This window comes from Paraburkholderia ultramafica (genome assembly GCF_902859915.1).
Taxonomy (GTDB): Bacteria; Pseudomonadota; Gammaproteobacteria; order Burkholderiales; family Burkholderiaceae; genus Paraburkholderia; species Paraburkholderia ultramafica.
This window is the reverse complement of sequence record NZ_CADIKK010000019.1, coordinates 21327-38989: the sequence shown is the minus strand read 5'-3', so window position 1 is coordinate 38989 and position 17663 is coordinate 21327. Positions and strand designations below refer to the sequence as shown.

The 17663-nt window shown below is 54.7% G+C and carries 9 protein-coding genes; 5 read left to right on the top strand and 4 right to left on the bottom strand.

The genetic code is table 11. The features are described from left to right. Window positions 1-289 precede the first annotated feature (289 nt). The 5 genes from HV744_RS20575 (at window position 290) to HV744_RS20555 (ending at window position 11108) form a co-directional block, all read left to right on the top strand. Window positions 290-6910: a DUF3320 domain-containing protein gene (locus HV744_RS20575; RefSeq protein WP_175151262.1), complete on the top strand. Its 6621-nt coding sequence runs from the start codon at window positions 290-292 to the stop codon at window positions 6908-6910. A 115-nt stretch (window positions 6911-7025) separates the two neighbouring features. Next, entirely contained in the window at window positions 7026-8750 is a 1725-nt protein-coding gene (locus HV744_RS20570; protein ID WP_175151261.1) for a DUF4236 domain-containing protein, read from the top strand. 274 nt (window positions 8751-9024) lie between these two features. After that, window positions 9025-9228: a hypothetical protein gene (locus tag HV744_RS20565; protein WP_175151234.1), complete on the top strand. Its 204-nt coding sequence runs from the start codon at window positions 9025-9027 to the stop codon at window positions 9226-9228. A gap of 428 nt (window positions 9229-9656) precedes the next feature. Continuing rightward, window positions 9657-9863, top strand: a complete 207-nt coding sequence (locus HV744_RS20560) for a hypothetical protein (protein ID WP_175151260.1) — start codon at window positions 9657-9659, stop codon at window positions 9861-9863. Between the two features lie 957 nt (window positions 9864-10820). Next, entirely contained in the window at window positions 10821-11108 is a 288-nt protein-coding gene (locus HV744_RS20555) for a hypothetical protein (protein ID WP_175151259.1), read from the top strand. A 181-nt stretch (window positions 11109-11289) separates the two neighbouring features. Here HV744_RS20555 and HV744_RS20550 read toward each other — a convergent pair whose 3' ends face one another. Genes HV744_RS20550 through HV744_RS20535 form a run of 4 tightly spaced genes read right to left on the bottom strand, consistent with a single transcriptional unit; the run spans window position 11290 to window position 17635 of the window. Beyond that, window positions 11290-12693 carry a tyrosine-type recombinase/integrase gene (locus HV744_RS20550; RefSeq protein ID WP_175151258.1) on the bottom strand — a complete coding sequence of 468 codons (1404 nt, stop codon included), beginning with the start codon at window positions 12691-12693 and terminating at the stop codon, window positions 11290-11292. Continuing rightward, window positions 12690-13214 (bottom strand): hypothetical protein, encoded by a 525-nt coding sequence (locus HV744_RS20545; RefSeq protein WP_175151257.1) that lies wholly within the window; start codon window positions 13212-13214, stop codon window positions 12690-12692. The genes HV744_RS20550 and HV744_RS20545 overlap by 4 nt, the downstream gene beginning before the upstream one ends. Window position 13215: 1 nt before the next feature. Further along, complete coding sequence (locus tag HV744_RS20540; RefSeq protein WP_175151256.1) at window positions 13216-15261, bottom strand: site-specific integrase; 2046 nt, start codon at window positions 15259-15261, stop codon at window positions 13216-13218. Next, window positions 15254-17635 (bottom strand): hypothetical protein, encoded by a 2382-nt coding sequence (locus HV744_RS20535; protein WP_175151255.1) that lies wholly within the window; start codon window positions 17633-17635, stop codon window positions 15254-15256. The genes HV744_RS20540 and HV744_RS20535 overlap by 8 nt, the downstream gene beginning before the upstream one ends. Window positions 17636-17663 lie beyond the last annotated feature (28 nt).

The following is a 17663-nucleotide window of genomic DNA, read 5'->3' as shown; positions in this document are numbered from 1 at the left end:
CGCAATCGTTTGCGTATTTGCTTCTATTCGTTATTCCGGAGCTCGTCGGACTGAACCGATTCGTTTTAAATCGACTGCCACGTGGATGGGCAAACGCGGTATTTTCGGTACACGCCATAGCTAGTGTCTCCACCGATATGAGATTATGCGATGGGGCGCGAAATCCGCCGGAAGGGCCATTCCATAAAAAGCCCATATTCTGAGTGCCTGTTCGACATATAGGACGCGGCGGGGCGACGGCATAATCAAATTGAGAGAAGACGTACAAGCGGAAGGCTTTGGGGGCCAGATGGACGAGACTATTGTTGAGCCGGCAGAAACGCCGGAGGAACCACGTTGCGTGCGGATTAAAGCTGCGCTCGCTGGCAAAATAAATCTGGCCGATTTCCAGAATGCCATTCCGGTTGTCCACGAACTCTCGCTTGCCAACGAGACGACCGATGACATCAAGGAGTTGAGGCTTACCGCGTTCTCCGAGCCGTCGTTTTTCAAGCCGAAGACATGGCACTTGGACCATGTCGCGACCGGAAAAGATGTGCGAATCAGCGACCTCGACCTGTCGCTGGACGGAGCGCTTCTTGGCCGGCTGACCGAGTCGGAAAAGGCACACATTACTTTCAAGCTGACCGCGGGGTTGGAAAGTCCCGTTGAGCTTGCTTCGTTTGAGACAACCGTCGAATTATTGCCACGTAACCAGTGGGGCGGCCTAACGGCTCTTCCCGATATGGTCGCGGCATTCGTTCAGCCGAACGAACAGGCGGTGGAGCGGGTCCTGAAGAAGGCCGCGGACGTCCTTCACAAAGCAGGCAAGTCAGGGGCTATCAACGGGTATCAGGAAGGTGCAAAGCGAGCTTGGGAATTGGCATCCGCCATCTGGAATGCCATCGGCTCGATGGGCATTGACTATGCGGTGCCGCCGGCAAGCTTCGAACAGTCTGGGCAGAAGGTGCGTAGTCCCAGCCAGATAGCCGACTCGGGCCTTGGGACCTGTCTCGACCTCGCTTTGTTTGTGTGTGCAGCGCTCGAACAGGCCGGTCTCAACGCTGTTCTCATTTTCACGGATGGACACGCATTCCCAGGCGTCTGGCTGAAACCCGAAGAATTCTCGACGTCCGTTATCGACGATGTTACGGCGCTCCGGAAACGTGTGAAATTGAAGGAGATGGTGCTGTTTGAGTCGACGATGCTCACGCATCGCCCCCATCCGGCATTCAGCTTTGCTATTGCGAACGGCGAGGAGCAGATTTCCGAAGAGGCGGAGCGAAAATTCCACTTGGCTATCGACATCCGCCGCGCGCGAATGCAGCGTATCAAGCCGCTTGCCAGCGAGCAGGCGATTGAACGTGGGACTGTCGGGACGGAAGAAGTCAATCTCGAGAGAGGGTTCGAGGTCGCTCCAGAATTGCCAGAGGAACTGGAGCGCTCCCCGGAAGACAAGGCTGTCGAGCGCCCGGAGGACCGGCTGACCCGTTGGCAACGGAAGCTGCTTGACCTGTCACTTCGCAATAATCTGCTCAGTTTCAAGGCCGGCAAGAAATCGCTGAAGCTAGAAGCGCCAGACCCCGGCCAATTGGAAGATATTCTGGCGGAGGGGCACGCCATCAAGCTGCTCACGCGTCCCGACCTTATGGACGGCAACGACCCACGTAGCCAGGCAATCCACGAAGCACGGGAGCGCGAAAACATTCGTCGTTCCCATGCGATTGACGCATTGAAGCGAAAAGAAGTTTTCGTCGGGCTCTCGCAAGACGAGATGGACACTCGTCTGGTCGAGCTCTTTCGGACCTCACGAACAAACTTGCAGGAGGGCGGTTCCAACACCTTATATCTGGCGCTGGGCTTTCTTTCCTGGACGCGCGAAGCGAAGGACGACAAGAAGTATCGCGCGCCACTCATTCTTGTTCCTGTGTCGCTTGAGCGGCGAAGCGCGCGCTCGGGGTTCAGCCTGACTTTGCACGATGACGAACCGCGTTTCAATCCGACGCTGATTGAAATGCTTCGCCAGGATTTCGAACTGGAGCTGGGCATCGAGGACACCGAGCTGCCGAAGGATGATTCTGGCCTGGATGTCGCGGGAATCTGGAAAACCGTATCGAGTGCAGTCAAGGACATCAAGGGCTGGGAGGTAGTCGAAGAAGTCGTTCTCGCTACGTTCTCTTTCGCAAAATATTTGATGTGGAAGGATTTGACCGAACGAACCGAGCAGCTCAAACAGAACGCGGTCGTAAGGCATCTTATTGAAACGCCGCGCGATTCCTATGAGAGCACGATTGAGTTTCCTGACGCCAGAAGGCTCGACGCAGAACTGCCGGTGAAGAACACCTTCTGCCCGTTGCCAGCCGATTCGTCGCAGCTTTCCGCGGTCGTGGCGGGAAGCAAAGGAAAGGACTTCGTCCTGATTGGGCCCCCGGGAACCGGGAAGAGCCAAACCATCTCGAATCTGATTGCACAATGTCTGGCGGAACGAAAGCGTGTGCTATTCGTCTCAGAGAAGATGGCGGCGCTTGATGTCGTGTACCGACGCCTCGCCGATGTTGGTCTTGGCAACTTCTGCCTTGAATTGCATTCCAGCAAAGCACGTAAGACGGAAGTGCTCGAGCAGCTACGTACCTCATGGGATTCCGCTGCGGCCATGGAACCCGATGAATGGCATGCAGAAGCCGCTCGACTGGAGGGATTGCGCAACCGGTTGAATGGGTATGTTGAACGTCTGCATCTGAGATACCCGAATGGGCTCAGTGTATATGAGGCAATCGGCCGCGTTGTCTCCGGGCATGACTTGCCCGTCCTGCAGCTGTCATGGCCGTCCGCTCGGGTTCACGATTCAGTCGGTATGCGAACGCTGCGCGAGACGGCAGAGCTGCTGGGCGTCCACGCAAAGGTGATGGGAGAGGGGCAGTTGACCTCCAGCCCGCTCGCTCACGTGGTTCAAACTGAATGGTCCCCGCTGTGGCAGGCCGCGCTCCTCGAGGCGGCTCGGGCGATTGGCCCAGCTGTCGCCCGTTTTGAAGCGGCAACCGAGCAATTGAGTGCGGCCGTTGGGCTGCCACCAGTTGTTCTCGACACGCGTGTTAGGGAAGGACTGCGTCTCTTGGCTGCGACGTTGCAGTCTGCATCCGGGCACGATTGGCAGTTCGTTCTGCGTCCTGATGCAAAAACAATTACAGATAACCTGCGCGTCGCGAAACCATTGGTCGAGCGACACCGCGAGCTGCACGCTTCGCTTTCGGCGCCGCGCGGCAACCAGGTCTTGGAGGATGTGCGACAAGGTATCGTTCAGCTCGCTCGGTATCACGAACTTCATTCGCAGCTTTCCCAGCCGTGGAATGAATCGCTAAGGTTACGCCTTTCCTCTGGCATTGAGCTCCTGCGAAAGCGCCAGGACGTGGTTGACCAGTTGTCGCTCAAATACAAAGAAGGTATTTCGACGGCAACGGTTCAGCAGCTCCAGCTCGATTGGCGGGAACTGCAGGAGTCATCCTGGCCGATGAGCATGATGCGCCGCCGCTCGCTTACGAAGAAACTCGTGGACCTTTCGACGGGCGGAGGTGAGCCAGATGTTGGCGGTGACATCGAACGCCTCAAGCAGATTGATTCACTTCAGGATGAAATCAAAGCGCTCGACGACCTGTCGCTGCCGACATCGAACGCATGGCTGGGACTAAAAACGGAACTCGATGTCGCGCGGGCTTCGCTTGGTTTCCAGGCTGCCCTGGAACAGGCTCGCGTGCGCGCGGCCTGGGAAGACGTTGGTCTCGACCCGGTTAGTCGAGGCCAGTGTGGCGACACGGCACGTGAAGACCTCATCCGCATGCGAGAACTTCGTCAGATTGACCAGATAATCAATCGCCTTTCGGGACTCGAGGAAGAGACAGACGCTGTTTGGGTTGGATATAAAACGGATTTGACTGTCGCGAAGACATATGTTGTCTTTCAGGGTGCGCTTGCAGCAGCAGTGGCTAGCAGCTATTGGCAGGACGAGGGTTTTAGCGTCATCGAGCGCGGCAGCGCGGGTGCCGTCGCGTCGGCCGACCTCAAGAAGATGCGCGAACTGGTTGCCCTCGCTGGTCGTCTCACGGAGTTCGACGACCTTTCCGCGAAGACCGGCGGACTCTGGAACGGTTTGCAGACAAAACTGGAGGGAATCGAACCAACTCTCGGTTTCTTCGAGGCACTATCGGGCGCGCTCGCATTGATGGCAAATTCGCCTGAAGCGCTGGCGGCAGTAAAGAACCCGATTGCCCTACTGCTGGGCGACAGCAATGTTCTGCTTGAGCCGACGGGAGCGATTGCGGGTGCCGGGCGTATGTATGCCGAGACACTGCAGACGTTTAATCAGGCAGTGACGCAATTTACGGTCGCGAGCGGCTTGCCCAGTTCTGACACCGCGACGCTAGGTGCACTTCTTCCCGCGGCACTGGCCTCACGTGCAAGCGACGTCCTGGCCAGTTCGAATCGGTTGAACGCATGGTGTGCGTGGCGCAAGACCCGCGCGGCAGCTCTGGCACTGGGGCTCGCTCCCGTCGTTGCCGGTGTCGAACATGGCGCAATCCAGCTCGGACGCGTGAAGGAAGCGTTCGAGACCGATTACTGTCGGTGGTGGTTGAACGCGGTCGTCGATGTCGACGACGTGTTGCGCACCTTTGTTTCCGCAGAGCACGAGAAACGCATTCGGGATTTCCGGGAGCTTGATGAACGGTTCATCGGCCTAACGCAGGCGTGGGTGCGCGCGCAGCTGTCGGCCGGGCATCCCTCACCCGACCGTGTCTCACGAGGCTCTGAATGGGGCCTGTTGCGATACGAGATGCAAAAGAAGACTCGCCATCTGCCTCTTCGGGAGTTGATGACTCAAGCGTCGAGCGCCGTGATGCGCCTGACGCCGTGCCTTCTGATGAGCCCACTGTCGATTGCACAATATCTGCCGGCCGAGACGGCGAACTTTGATGTCGTCATCTTCGATGAGGCGTCACAGATTCCAGTGTGGGACGCTATAGGCGCAATGGCGCGGGCGAAGCAGGTCATCATGGTAGGCGACCCGAAACAGTTGCCGCCGACAAGTTTCTTTGACCGCGCGGAATCGGATACTGATGACACGGATGTTGAGACTGAGCTCGAAAGCATTCTCGAGGAATGTATCGGCGCCAACCTGCCGACGATGAAGCTGTCGTGGCACTATCGCAGCCGCCACGAAAGCCTGATTGCGTTCTCGAATCATCGTTACTACGACGGCGACCTGGTGACGTTCCCAAGTCCGGTCACGAACGACCGTGCCGTCAGCTTCAATCACGTTGCGAATGGCCAATACGAGCGCGGCGGGGCGCGAACAAATAAGCCAGAAGCGAAAGCGCTGGTAGCCGACGTGGTCGGCAAAATGAAAACCCCCGGCTTCCGCGACAGTGGGTTGACCATCGGCGTGGTGACGTTCAACTCTGAACAGCAATCTCTCATTGAAGACTTGCTCGACGAAGAACGTCGTAAAGACCCATCTATTGAGCACTTCTTCCTGGAAACGCAGCTCGAACCCGTGTTTGTGAAAAACCTGGAGAGCGTGCAGGGTGATGAGCGGGACATCATGTATTTTTCGACGACTTACGGCCCGGGGGTTGACGGCAACATGCCGATGAATTTCGGCCCCATGAATCAGCAGGGAGGGGAGCGCCGGTTGAACGTTGCCATCACGCGTGCAAGGCAGGAGCTCCGGGTCTTCGGTAGTTTCCGCCCGGAGCAGATGGATTTGGCGAGAACTCAGGCCCTCGGAGTACGTGACTTGAAGCACTTCCTGGAGTTCGCGGACCGTGGTGCCCGTGCTCTTGGTGAGGCTGTCGCAGGTAGCCTCGGTGACTTCGACAGCCCGTTTGAAAAAGCGGTGTCGAACGCGCTTACCGAGAGGGGCTGGACTCTGCACCCGCAGGTCGGCGTCTCGGCGTTCCGCATTGACCTGGGTGTAGTCGACCCGGACGCACCGGGACGATACCTTGCCGGTGTTGAATGTGACGGTGCGACCTATCATCGCTCAGCAACAGCCCGTGACCGCGACAAATTGCGAGAGCAGGTCTTGCGTGGTCTCGGTTGGGACATCCTGCGCATCTGGTCAACCGATTGGTGGATAGACATGCAGGGAACCGTCGAGAAAATTCATCGTCAGCTCGAGGAATTGCTTGCCGAACAGCGGGCAAAGCGAGTGCAGACCGAGAAGGAAGCGACAGTCCTAGCAGAGCAGGTCATCGCGGACGTTATGGCAATGCCGGATGAGCAGGCAGGTCAGTCCTCGCACCCGGCGACCCAGCCCTCGCGAGGCATCGATGTCGCAGCAGATGCTGCAGCACTTCCCGTTACTTATGCACGGAACGCCGCTGCTGCCCATTCTGGTGACTCAGCAGAGAGTTGTTTCATGGAGGTCGATTTGACGCTGGAGGGATACGCTGTCGACGCCAACGCATTCTTCGACGTCGTCTACAACCCGACGCTTCTCCGACTGATTGAACACGTCGTACGCGTGGAAGGACCGGTTCGGGACGAAGTCTTAGCGCGGCGTATAGCGCGGGCGCATGGCTGGGTTCGCACCGGCGCAAAAATCCAGGACAGGGTCGTACGGTTGGCGTCGCAGCACTACAGCGGCGACTCCGAAGATGTGGGTACGTTTTTCCGTGCTAAAGGTGAATCTGGCGATATGCAGATTCATTTCCGATGGCCTGTTGATGGCACAGCGCGGTCAGTCGATGAAATCTCACTTGCTGAGCTTCGGGCGCTCGCGTTCGACATGATGCGGGCGGGGCACGATGAAGAGTCTGGCGTGCCGGCGATGGCACGTGAAGTTGGTCTTCGCAAACTCAACGCAGGTAGCAGAACGCGTCTGGAAATGGCTTGGTCGGATGCGACGAAGGCCAGTTCTCGGGCCGGTGACGCTTAAGCCTGAAACAGCAAGGCGGGCGGCACGGTAGGTGTCCGGCCGTCGGCACAACCGGCGGCATTTTTCCTTGCCGTACACGCGACGTTAGTTCGCTGGACAAGGTAGCGGGGGCAACATGGGTTGGGGCTTCAGGAAAAGCATAAAAATTGCGCCCGGTATCCGCATAAATTTCAGCAAGAGCGGAATCAGCACGTCTTTGGGTGGAAAGGGCTTCACCTACAACACCCGAGGCCGTATCACCACCAGTATTCCGGGAACTGGAATTAGATATACGACAAGTTTGAAGGGCAGGAAATCGAGCAGTCGGGACAGTCACGGCACGTCTGCGAGCACCGGTACGGGATATATGAATACTGAGAACCTATCCAAAAGAGAGCAAGCCACGCAGGACTTCGTCTACAAAGTGCAGTCGCGCACGACGAATGCGCTGCGACAGTATTTCATCTCCCATGGTGTTTATGTCGAAGATGATGACATCAGCGATGCGGTCACGCTCGAAGCGCATCAACCGTTCCTCAATACGCTCGCGCACGACCTCGCGCTCACAACGAAAGCTATCAAGTTAGCCGTAGACATCGGTACGGTCTCGCTCGCAGAAAAAGAAAAGGCGATGCTGGCGGTCTACGAGATGGAGCACAAGTGTGCTGCGGCGCAAGGACCTCGCGGTGAACTGCAGACAGCCGCGAGCGCTCTGATGGCCAGGGTGCGGGCTTGGCCGAGTGTTCCTGGATTTGTTGGTCCTCTGTTTGTCGCGTTGTTGGGTTGTTTCCTCATGGCTGTGCTTAGCGTGCCCGTGGGGCTGGCTTTAACTGGATTCGCGCTCGCCTACGGTGGATACAAGACCTTCAGTTTCATGCGTAAGAAGGCCGTTTTCTCCCAAGCCATCAAGGAGGCGAACGAGTGGTTTCAGTCCAAACTAACTGTGGAGGTAACGCCGCGACCAGCCATCCGTTCGAGTAATGACTATGTTGCCCTCAAGGCGGCGGCATCCGCAACGGTCACTGCGGCGGCGGTCATCTACACCATCATCGCCTATCCTCACCACGTCGCGTCGAATGGCAATGGCGAACAGGCGACGCTTCAATCCGACACAACGGCAGTCGGTTCGAATGGCGTTGTGCCGGCTGCGGCTACTGCCCCGACACTGAATACAGTTCATCCGGTTCCGGACTTTAGCTGGCTAGTGGGTAAGTACCCATCTGATGTCGTGAATGACAAACGATTCCGTTCTGCTTTCAACGGCGTCTCGCGAGCGGACTGGAAAAAAATCTCGGAGCGGCTTGCTGTGGTCAACTCTTCCGGGATTCAGATGCAAGACGGTTATCTGGTCGCGCAAGGGTGCAAAGAACATGAGTGCAGTACGGAGCAAGCCGCGTTTGCTGTCAATGCAACATCCGGCAAAGGCGTGATGCTCGTCAAGCAAACCTCAAACCCTTCGGGTAACGCCTCGATAAAGGTATTCCAGTGGCCTGACTTGCCCGTCGGTGCGACACCACTATCAAGCTGGGCGCAGGAGGCTGCACGTACAGACGCCGCGCCTTCGGCTCAAACGGCTTCATTCCAGCAGACCAGCTTTGATTGTTCGAAGGCTCATTCCGACGCGGAGCACATCATTTGTAGCGACGCTGAGCTGGCCTCAGATGACGTTCAGTTGGCTGCAATCTACGCCAAGGCCAAGGCCGTTGCAGATGACCCAGTAGCATTCAAAGAGCGGACCCGGGCTCAATGGAATTACCGCGAACAGCAATGCCATGAGCGCGAATGCCTTATCCGGTGGTATGCCGACCAGAATGTTGCGATTGCAGCGATAGCTGCGACCGGTAAAGTTGCTCAACAGTAAAGGAGTTCGACAAAGTCAGGACGTTTCGCCAAACGAGTATTCGTAGGCATGCGTCGATTGCTAGGGGCTGTTCCAGGCGGAAACGAGTTTGTTCTAGCGGTCGATTGTGGAAAACCGATGCTTCTAGGTCGGTTCGAAAGGGTAGGTCGCCTCATCGTGTTGACAGTCTAGAAAGCGTTTTGTGCCGCCTGCACCTGCCTCGCTGCCTGAGCATTTGCTGGGAGAAATGGGGGCGTTCTGCAGTTCCCATGTCAGAATCAACTGGAGAGCAAACATGAAGCAGCCAGGACTCGATGGTCGCCATCGCGACAAGGACGGAAAGATTGACCAGAAGCACGGCAATACGATGAACAAGAATCTGCCAAAGCCCATAGAGGGCTTTGGGCCAAATACGACTCTGAAGACTATGCGCGATAAAACTGGTGCTGTCAGCGAGAAAGACATTCGAGCTGCGGTAGCGAAGAAGCGAGGGCGATAATCTTTTGCAGATACCGTTCAACCGCTTTCTGGGGCAATGCCGTAGGCGTTCGGCCGACGAGCGTAGATAGCATTGGCCGGCACTATCTTGGCATCCGTCCTAGCGGTCGACTGGATGTTGCTCTCACTGTGCCTCAAGATTTGCTGGAGCGTGTTCGCTCTTTCGTTCTGACAGGTCAATCTGCCCTCGGCATTGGTGCACAGGCTCGGATACAGAGCGGTTCAGCACGAAGTCACGCGCATAGGCCCTGATTGTGCTCGTACGTGACCAGCGCCTTTAGCACGCCGCTCTTGCAGCCTTGCAGTGTCGGCTTCGTCACCGTCGGTATCGAGACCTTTCCGGTTGGACTATTTTTGTCGGCGTTCACGACGAACAGATGATGCATAGAGCCACTATGGTTCAATCCTAAGTTTGACTGGGAATACGCGATGACCACAATCGCAATATCTGCGGCACAAGCTCGCGAGTTTCGTGCTCTTTTCGTAGCCTGGCGTCGCGAGCAGGGCGCGCATGTCTTCGCTGAACCGCCGGAGAGTGCAGGTGCGAGCGGTGCGGTCAACTTCGCTCAAGTGCCAGTTGAATTTCTGTTGGTGCTCGATGCGGCCGACATTCAATACACAAATCTCTTGTCCTGACGAGGATGGTGATGGATACGGAAGAGTGGCTACCGTGCATCGTTACTACGTTCAACCTTATAGGAACTCGACGGCAGGCGGCTTGCGGCAAAGCTCGACTATGAGACGTTTGCAGGAACGGACAGTTTGGATGATGAACCACGGCATGGACACCATAGCAACTGCTATGTCTGGAATGACCCCGTTCTGATGCTTACCTATCAATCGAGGCCTGCGGTCACACGCAGACGGGTACTCGCCGAACTAGATGAATGCAAGCAATGGTTGGAGCGGGAGTGCGCGGGCGGCCTGTACGCCATTTGCGCTAAGGGCCTTAAGTTTCCTCAGGAGGAACTGCGAAAAACAGCGGTTGACGGCGAAATGGGGGGCCACGCGTGAGCCGTTGTTCTCAGGACCTCAAGTTGGGCAATGGCGAATTGCTTCGAGATTGAGAAGAAGCTCAAACATCACCGGGCAGACTGGTATATCGATAGCCGAATAATCAACGACGTCGACCTGATGCCGGCGTTTGCGGTCGAAGAAGTGCAGCTGTTGCCATTGGCTGAGTCGCGACGAGTAGATATGTTTCGCGGAAACGTGTTCGGTTAGGTTTGCTTCGTCGCTGCGCGTCTCACTGGGTAGGAAAACTATTTCACAAAATAGGGCACGACGATTGCGGGGAGGTCGTGGGCGACCTATGTCCGCATCCCGTCTCTCTGGTCGCTCTTTTTCCGCTACAGTTGGCCGGTCGCAGCCTGTCAACTATTGTGCGTGCGAATCAGCGCGTTATCTCCTATGCTGGTTTCAGCGGCGTTCAAGTGACGCAGCTTTCCTTTTCACGCTTATGGACAGGAGATAGTGATGACGGGTGGAGAGACTGATACATTGACGAGGAGTCAGGTTAGGCGCTTTCAAGCTGCGCTCGCCGTCGAAATGTGTCTGCGGACAGGATGGCGTGTCGGCGAGGCTTTACCATTGGTGAACAAGCTAATCGCGGAGCGGCTCGGTCATTCTGAAACCAAGACGACGCTGCGCTATCTGGCTGATTCGGGCAGAAGTGGTAGGGAGCGCGGGAAACGGCGAGAAATCTTTGATGCGACCGAACTGGCACCCTACATCATGGTTGGGCATAGCCGCGAAAACGCCGAACTTGGTCAAGCACGCGGAGAACTCTCGTCGCCATACAGCCGTGTCTATCAAGACCAAACCCGCGTAGACGCATTGTCCACTCACCTCGGAGCGCTGCGCGAGCAACTCGAAGACTAAATCCCGGCGCCGAGCAGCCCACCACCTTGACGCAGCCGCCTGACGACTTTTTCCGAAACAACGCTATGGTGCAATGCATCATGGCGTCGTCGCGAAATCATCGAGGAAGGTAAGCGGTAAGATAGGTTGTCGAGTCCTATTTTGCATGTACTTGGAAGAGATTCAGCTTACAGAAAATTATTTATAAGGACTCCGATGTATTCAGTAACCCATCGAGTTCTGATGCTGCGGCCTCGACAACCTCAGCCAATGCGATGAATGAGGCGACCTTCGGTTTTGGCTCACGAAATTGCACGCCATAATCCACAAGTATTTGTTGCAGGGACTGCACGACTTTTTTCGCATGAAGAAGGTTTAGTGTCTTCTTGAAGTCTGATTCAGCCTCGAATGCGAGATGAATGTAGTGGTCAAGGGACTCGATACTTTTGTGGCCGGTCCACTCCATCACCTTCATCTTTAGCGTTTCGGTCGAAAGCAGTGCGCGACGGAGGTCGCTCGGAGTTTGATAGTGGTGCGTCCTGATTAGGTCCCTGAAGATGTTTGTGATGAATCGATGCCGAAAAGCATGCATACATGCCTCTTCGTCATCGATTTGAGCTGCTTTGCGAAGTATGGAGAGTTCACTTCCTAGCGTGTCAATTTCGAGATGTTTGCCACTGTTTTCCGAGATGAATAGGAAACCATGGTCGTTTGGCAAACCGATTGTGGTGCGTATGATGCGCTGGCGGTAGTGTTTGACGAAAGAGAGAATGTCTTTTAGGTCGGCTTGTGTTACAGGGACATAGCGGTAGGTTTCGTCATCACCTTGCTTAGCACTATAAATTCTAAGCTCGCCAGTTTTTTGTGCTTCCTCGAGGTCCGCGACCGTGACCAACGAGACCTCCATTCGGCGTCCACCTGTGATTTCCAAGAGACGAAGCATAATGTAACGTCGACGGGTAACAAATGAAGACGCATGGACCGTTGTGTTGGTTTCGAAGAGCCGATTGACTGCAGATGTGGAGATAGGCTGGCGCCGTCGCGGAGCCCTCGGGGGACTGACCGCCTCGTGGGTCCAGTAAGTTCGCGTGATTGGTTTACCGCCATTTCTTGACCTTATCTGAACGGTCTTCTTCTCTGCCCGGACACTACCTTCGGGGCCGAGCAGGTTCAGACCAGGAATGCGTTCGTCGACGAATGCGAGAAAGTTTAGGACCGTGGAACAGATGGTTGTTACCTGTGACTCGCCGCGCTTCTTTTTTGAAACATTCTTTTCGTGCTTTTCTACCCTGAGCGTATTCACAAACATCGTGAAGTTACTGTCCGTTAGGTCGATAAAATCGATTCTGTTTTGATAACACCATCGAATGAGGTGGCTTAGGTTTTTTGCCCACGTGAGAAGTGTTCCGCCTTTGTTTTTTCGGGAACGACCCTTACGGTAGCCGCTCAGGAGATAAAGATTCACCAGCCAGCAAACTGTGCCATCGGGCCATAATACTTGCGGGAGGTTGTGTGCTGGATAGTAGGCTGCACTGTCGCGTTTGACATGAAGGGGGAGCACGCAATCGTCTGTCGTAATGCGGTACAATTTTTCGGATGCGCTCATGATGGCTTGAATTTCCGTAAAATCTCAGACCGACGCTTATAAAAATCCTGTTCCTGATTGGCCTTTCGTGCCATATCATGCGCCAGAAGGAGGACCTCATCGAGTTTCAGACTCATTGCAGCTATGTCGTCTGCCACGCGGCGCAACTCCTCGTTATTTTTTTCAAATTCACTTTTATACCAGTCAATAGTTCCACGTCCTGGTTGCTCCGCCTTTTTTTCCAAGTCTTTGAGTTTAGATAGTGCAGCTTTGCGGTAGTCGTTTAATGCCTCGTACCCACCCTCTAGTTTCTTGACCTCGTTTGCAATCGCTTTGTGAGTGTTCAAGGACATGCCGACTATTTCAGCCCCCGGGATGCAGAGAGCCGCAAGCGTACCTTGTGATGCGAGAGAAGTTAGCAAAACGTCACGAATCGATTTGTCAATTGACTCAGGAGCTTTGGCAACATCTTTAAGTAACGTAAATAAGTTCTCGACAGAAATGGCTTTGGGTCGAGCTATAGCATCAGTATCTTGTGTCAATTTAAGCCTCCGCAGGATGCTTCATCACCCGATACACTATTCTGTACTCTTGCCCTTTTGGGCCTCGAAAGAATTCAGGCTTTACCTCAGCCTCGCCCGATTTAATCAAGTCCTCCACGTAGTCAACTACGTCGCGCTCAGGCAGAATATGAAGGTCGTTTAAAGAGATTCCATAACGCTCGCAGATGAGCGCTGCCAACTCCTCGATGGCCGGGTGCTCGGCCTTAATAAGGTCTTTTGCGACCGAGGCCATTACACGTCTTAGGATTTTTCCGGGTACGGCCTGTGTGACGTATCGATAAATCATCTGGGCTTTGTGGTGTCCAAGGAAATAACGCAACACTTCGACCCCACCGAAAGAACCTTGCCAAAAAAATAACATGGCAAAGTTCCGTCGCAGCTGATGCGCACGGACATAATAGCGCCGTCCTCGTTCATCTTGGCCGGTTTGAAAATAATCGCAGAATCGGTCGAAGAACCGAGTAAAGTCAGGTTGACACGCTCCAAAATGTGGTGGCTTTCGTTGCCATGCGCTGTAAGGTATCGAAAACAATTTGCCATCGTTCTGATGTCCAAGGTCCCGCATGGTTTGCGACAATCTTGCCAAGAGCTTTAATGCTTCCGCTGCGATGGTTGGAAGTGGTCTGAGGGTACGTTTCCGATGTTCAAGAACATTAGCTTTTCTCAAATTGAATGCGAGGAAGTATGCACCGTGCTCTTCAACAATACTGTCGGCTCGAAGGTCTTCTAATTCAGATACACGTCGGGCCATCAGAGTATTAACCAAAACTGCAATGGCACCGTAGAGGACTTCAAGCATGTTGAAAAGACACTCGCCCCTTCGTAGCTGACCAAAGAACTCATCCGCGGTAATTGCGTTCGACCGCCACCGTACGACACCCAACGCCGCGAGCTTTGAAGGTATCGGGGCAGCCATCGCATGTATATTGCCACCCATGCGAGCTAAGGTTAGGTAATAGTCGACAATTGGTTCGGCATACTCGAGATAGAATTCAATCGAATTCGAGAGGAGGTCGTTGGCAAGGGAAAATGGAAGAGTAGTGAAACGAGCTCGCTCTTTTGTACGGTCCTTTAGAAGTATCGGCGCCGTTTCAAGGGCGGTCAGCGCTTGCTCAGAAAACAGAGAGACACCGTTCTGTTGTGCTACGCGCATGCTTCTAACTACAGCTATGTATTGGTTTATGTATTCACGGGAAGGGCGCTCATCCTCGTCAAGGTTGTTTGCCGGAACAGCGGACATTTCTCGCGCAAACCACTGAGAAGGCGCAACATCAAGTCCTGGGAGTTGGAGATTTTCGAAGTGGAAGTCGTTTAGAACATGACGACCGATAGCCTCAGAAAGAACTCGCCCGCGCACAACGCGGTAGCGATACTCAGTTACCGCCCCGGAAGTTCCAGGTTGATAGCAATCGTGAAGCTTTAGCCACGCCCTAGCGACGAGAATTTGGTCCCGCGGAAGGCTCAACTGCTCGTCTTCGGCCAGCTCAAAAAGGTCTGGCGTAGTTCTTTGCAATTGGGCAAGGTCGAATGCCGACACTTGCACCTGCGAAAGATAGCTAAGAATTCTGGATTGCGGCTCATAGATGCTACGCACAGGCGAACGATGCGAAGCGATGACCGCGATAAGACCCATTACGTCGTTGGCTGTGACGAGTCGGAATCCATGCTTTGCTATTTGGAATTCGTCGCTACGAAGTAGGAAGTAGTCAAGCGTGGCAATAGCGAGAGCAATGCGCATGCGAGCAGTCGTGGGAGCTAGAACCGCGCTTCCGGTTAGAGCGGGATGTGTTTGCAGACATAGAAATCGTTTTATACTGTCCAATAGCTCTCTGTTCTTGCTGTCGGTAAGAAGGCTGCCATCGTCTAAAGCCTTCCGAAAATCGATTGTTGTTCGAGTTGTGCCAAAAAGGCATTCCCAAACGTCAGCAACGAAGTCGCTGATGCGCCATGAGGCGTGCTCCAACGTGTGTTCGGAAAGCCGGAACAAATTGATGAAGCTCAGTTCTTTTGGGAGAGCGTTAGACACAAACTATCTCCTCAAAGTTAGAAGGGTCTATATTTTGTGCGGCATCGACCATCATGCGTTTAATTCCTCTATCGTGGAACGCGTCGCTCTCGATATACTTTTTCAGTCGCATCGTGAACTCAGTCCAATAGACTGCCTCGCCCGTCAGCTGCCGCCCGGCTTCTTCGGCGCTATCAGTGGCGGCAGCGAGAGATAACAATGTTCCAAACAGACCGGGACTGGCCGCGACCATCACCTCGCTGACGTTTCGGTGAGTATCTGTTTGCTCAGCAGGAGGTTGGTCTTCGGGAAGAAGGGGGGCAAAAGCATGGTTCTGCAGGAATTCATCCATCTCCGCGGCCGAATGGAAATGTAGGGCTCTCTGCATGTAGGGCGTCCCCTTTGTCGCTTCGACAATGAGGAGGTTCTGAAAGATTCTGAGCCAACGCGTTGCGAAGTATTCCCATAGAGAGTCAGGAAGGTAGTGTCGCAGTGAGGTTTCGCTGTCGTTTCCTAGCTCTCGAGCCATGCTGGCTAGGTCCATCGTATCCAAGAACACAAGAACACCACGCGCTGACCTGATACGGGCGATTGTGATTTGATTGGACAGCGGTCCAAGACGACTTTTATGCGAGTTAGCAAACTGTCTAAACCAGCTGCTTATGTTGCTTGCGCGGTCGAAGAGACCGGTCGGTCCTAGCGGGTTTCCGAGATAGATGAACAGATTGTGCCAGCCTGGGATGTCATTGTCCTTCATGTAGTTTCGCAAAGGGGTTGTCAGTTGAATCCAGCGGCGAACGTAATCGGCGACATCTTGTTTCAAAACGACATGGTGCCATCCGCCGCCCGAATCACGCTCCTTTAATACCGTCAGCGTTAGGCCGGCATCGGTTTCGACGGCGTTGATTCGATTGCCGTTTGCGTCAAGTAACGTTGCAGCCGATAGGGAGGACTCAGAAAACCGACCGTCCTGGGATGCCAAGAACGCCATGAGTGCCATTGCGTCGCATCGGGATGGCAAGCCCAAGTAGCGAGAGACCAATTCTTTGGGGGGGCCGTCGCGTGCTGCCAGGGTTGGATATATGGGCGTTCTGACTCTCGATGTGTCGGTGTAACCGCCGTGTGCAGACTTGAAATACTTGACCGCGAGCGCGACTCCCCTAGGTTCTTTCCGTTTTTTGTAACCGAGTTTGTTGAATTCTTCATCCGGGGTTTGCGACTTGACCGTGTTCGCGAGCTCTACGCCTCGGTCATAGTCGGAAAAGAAGGCATCCAGATGGTCTCTCAACCAGGATTGAACGGTGTCGAAGGCCGTCTTGAGATGCTTGAATACGAGAAGTGTGGCCGCTTCGTCGGTGATATGCAGCGGGACAGGGACAATGAGCTTTTGGGTAACTAGCGTCGTAGTCCCGTCGGATTCGGGAACCATCTTGCGATGGGCCACTTCAGTGCCGGCGAGAAGCTTTGGGTTACCTCCTGGAAAGGCGTTCGCCGGTTCCGCAACAACTCCTTTGTTAGCCAGCGATTTCCAGTAGTTCTGGTAGCGGCTCCAGAGCTTTTGGAGCGATGGCAGAGTTCCTTCTTGTACCGGTGTTTCGCGACGCACCATTTTCATGAAGTGGTACTCCATGAAATTGACAATCCAGATTTGAACGAAGGCGGGGTCGAGGAGCTGATTGACTGTTGGGGCGTTCCGGTTAGACGCTTGGTATCGAATGAAGCGAGCGAAGGTGGCGCCAAAGTCGGGCAGGGCGGTGTCCTTGGCTTTTGGGGCGGCAATCGCGCGTAACCCATCGTGAAACGATTTTGTAAAGGCGTCTCCAAGGACGGGCGGCAAAGGTGCAAGCGGAACGTTGTAATCAACGCCGGACTTGGGCGTCAGCAGGAATGGACTTAACCTCTTGACCTCGCTGTTGTTGAGTTCAGTTCCCTCGAAACCCATTACCAGCTCTGGAGGAATCTCCGAGTTGTACGTCTGGATGTGGTCCGAAAACTTGACGGGCGTTTCATCACCGAGGCGCTCTAGGAGTTTGTGAAAGGTGTGCGCCCAAGTAATCCGGGTGGCGCGCGACACGTTGATGAAGAGTTCGGAGCCAAGCGCACCATAGAACAGCGACTGAAGCGATTTAAAGCGTTCCGTGGCGAATGCGATTTGTGAATCGAGGACCGGTTCGCCCATCACTCGCAGCATGCAATCGAACAGGAGAAGAACTCGTAGGCACACGTCTCGGACATGAGACGGGCCGTTCGCGGCGGTAAGCAGAGAGGAGAGTGCGCTGCCTTGGACGCGCAGAAACTGGTCCTCCGGGGAGTCCCACTCCTCTTTCTTCACACGATAAAGTCGCCGACTGACAATTGTCAGTTCAATTTCGTCAAAATATTTGCCGGATGCCATCCTATAAATCCTTGTAATTGTTGACTAT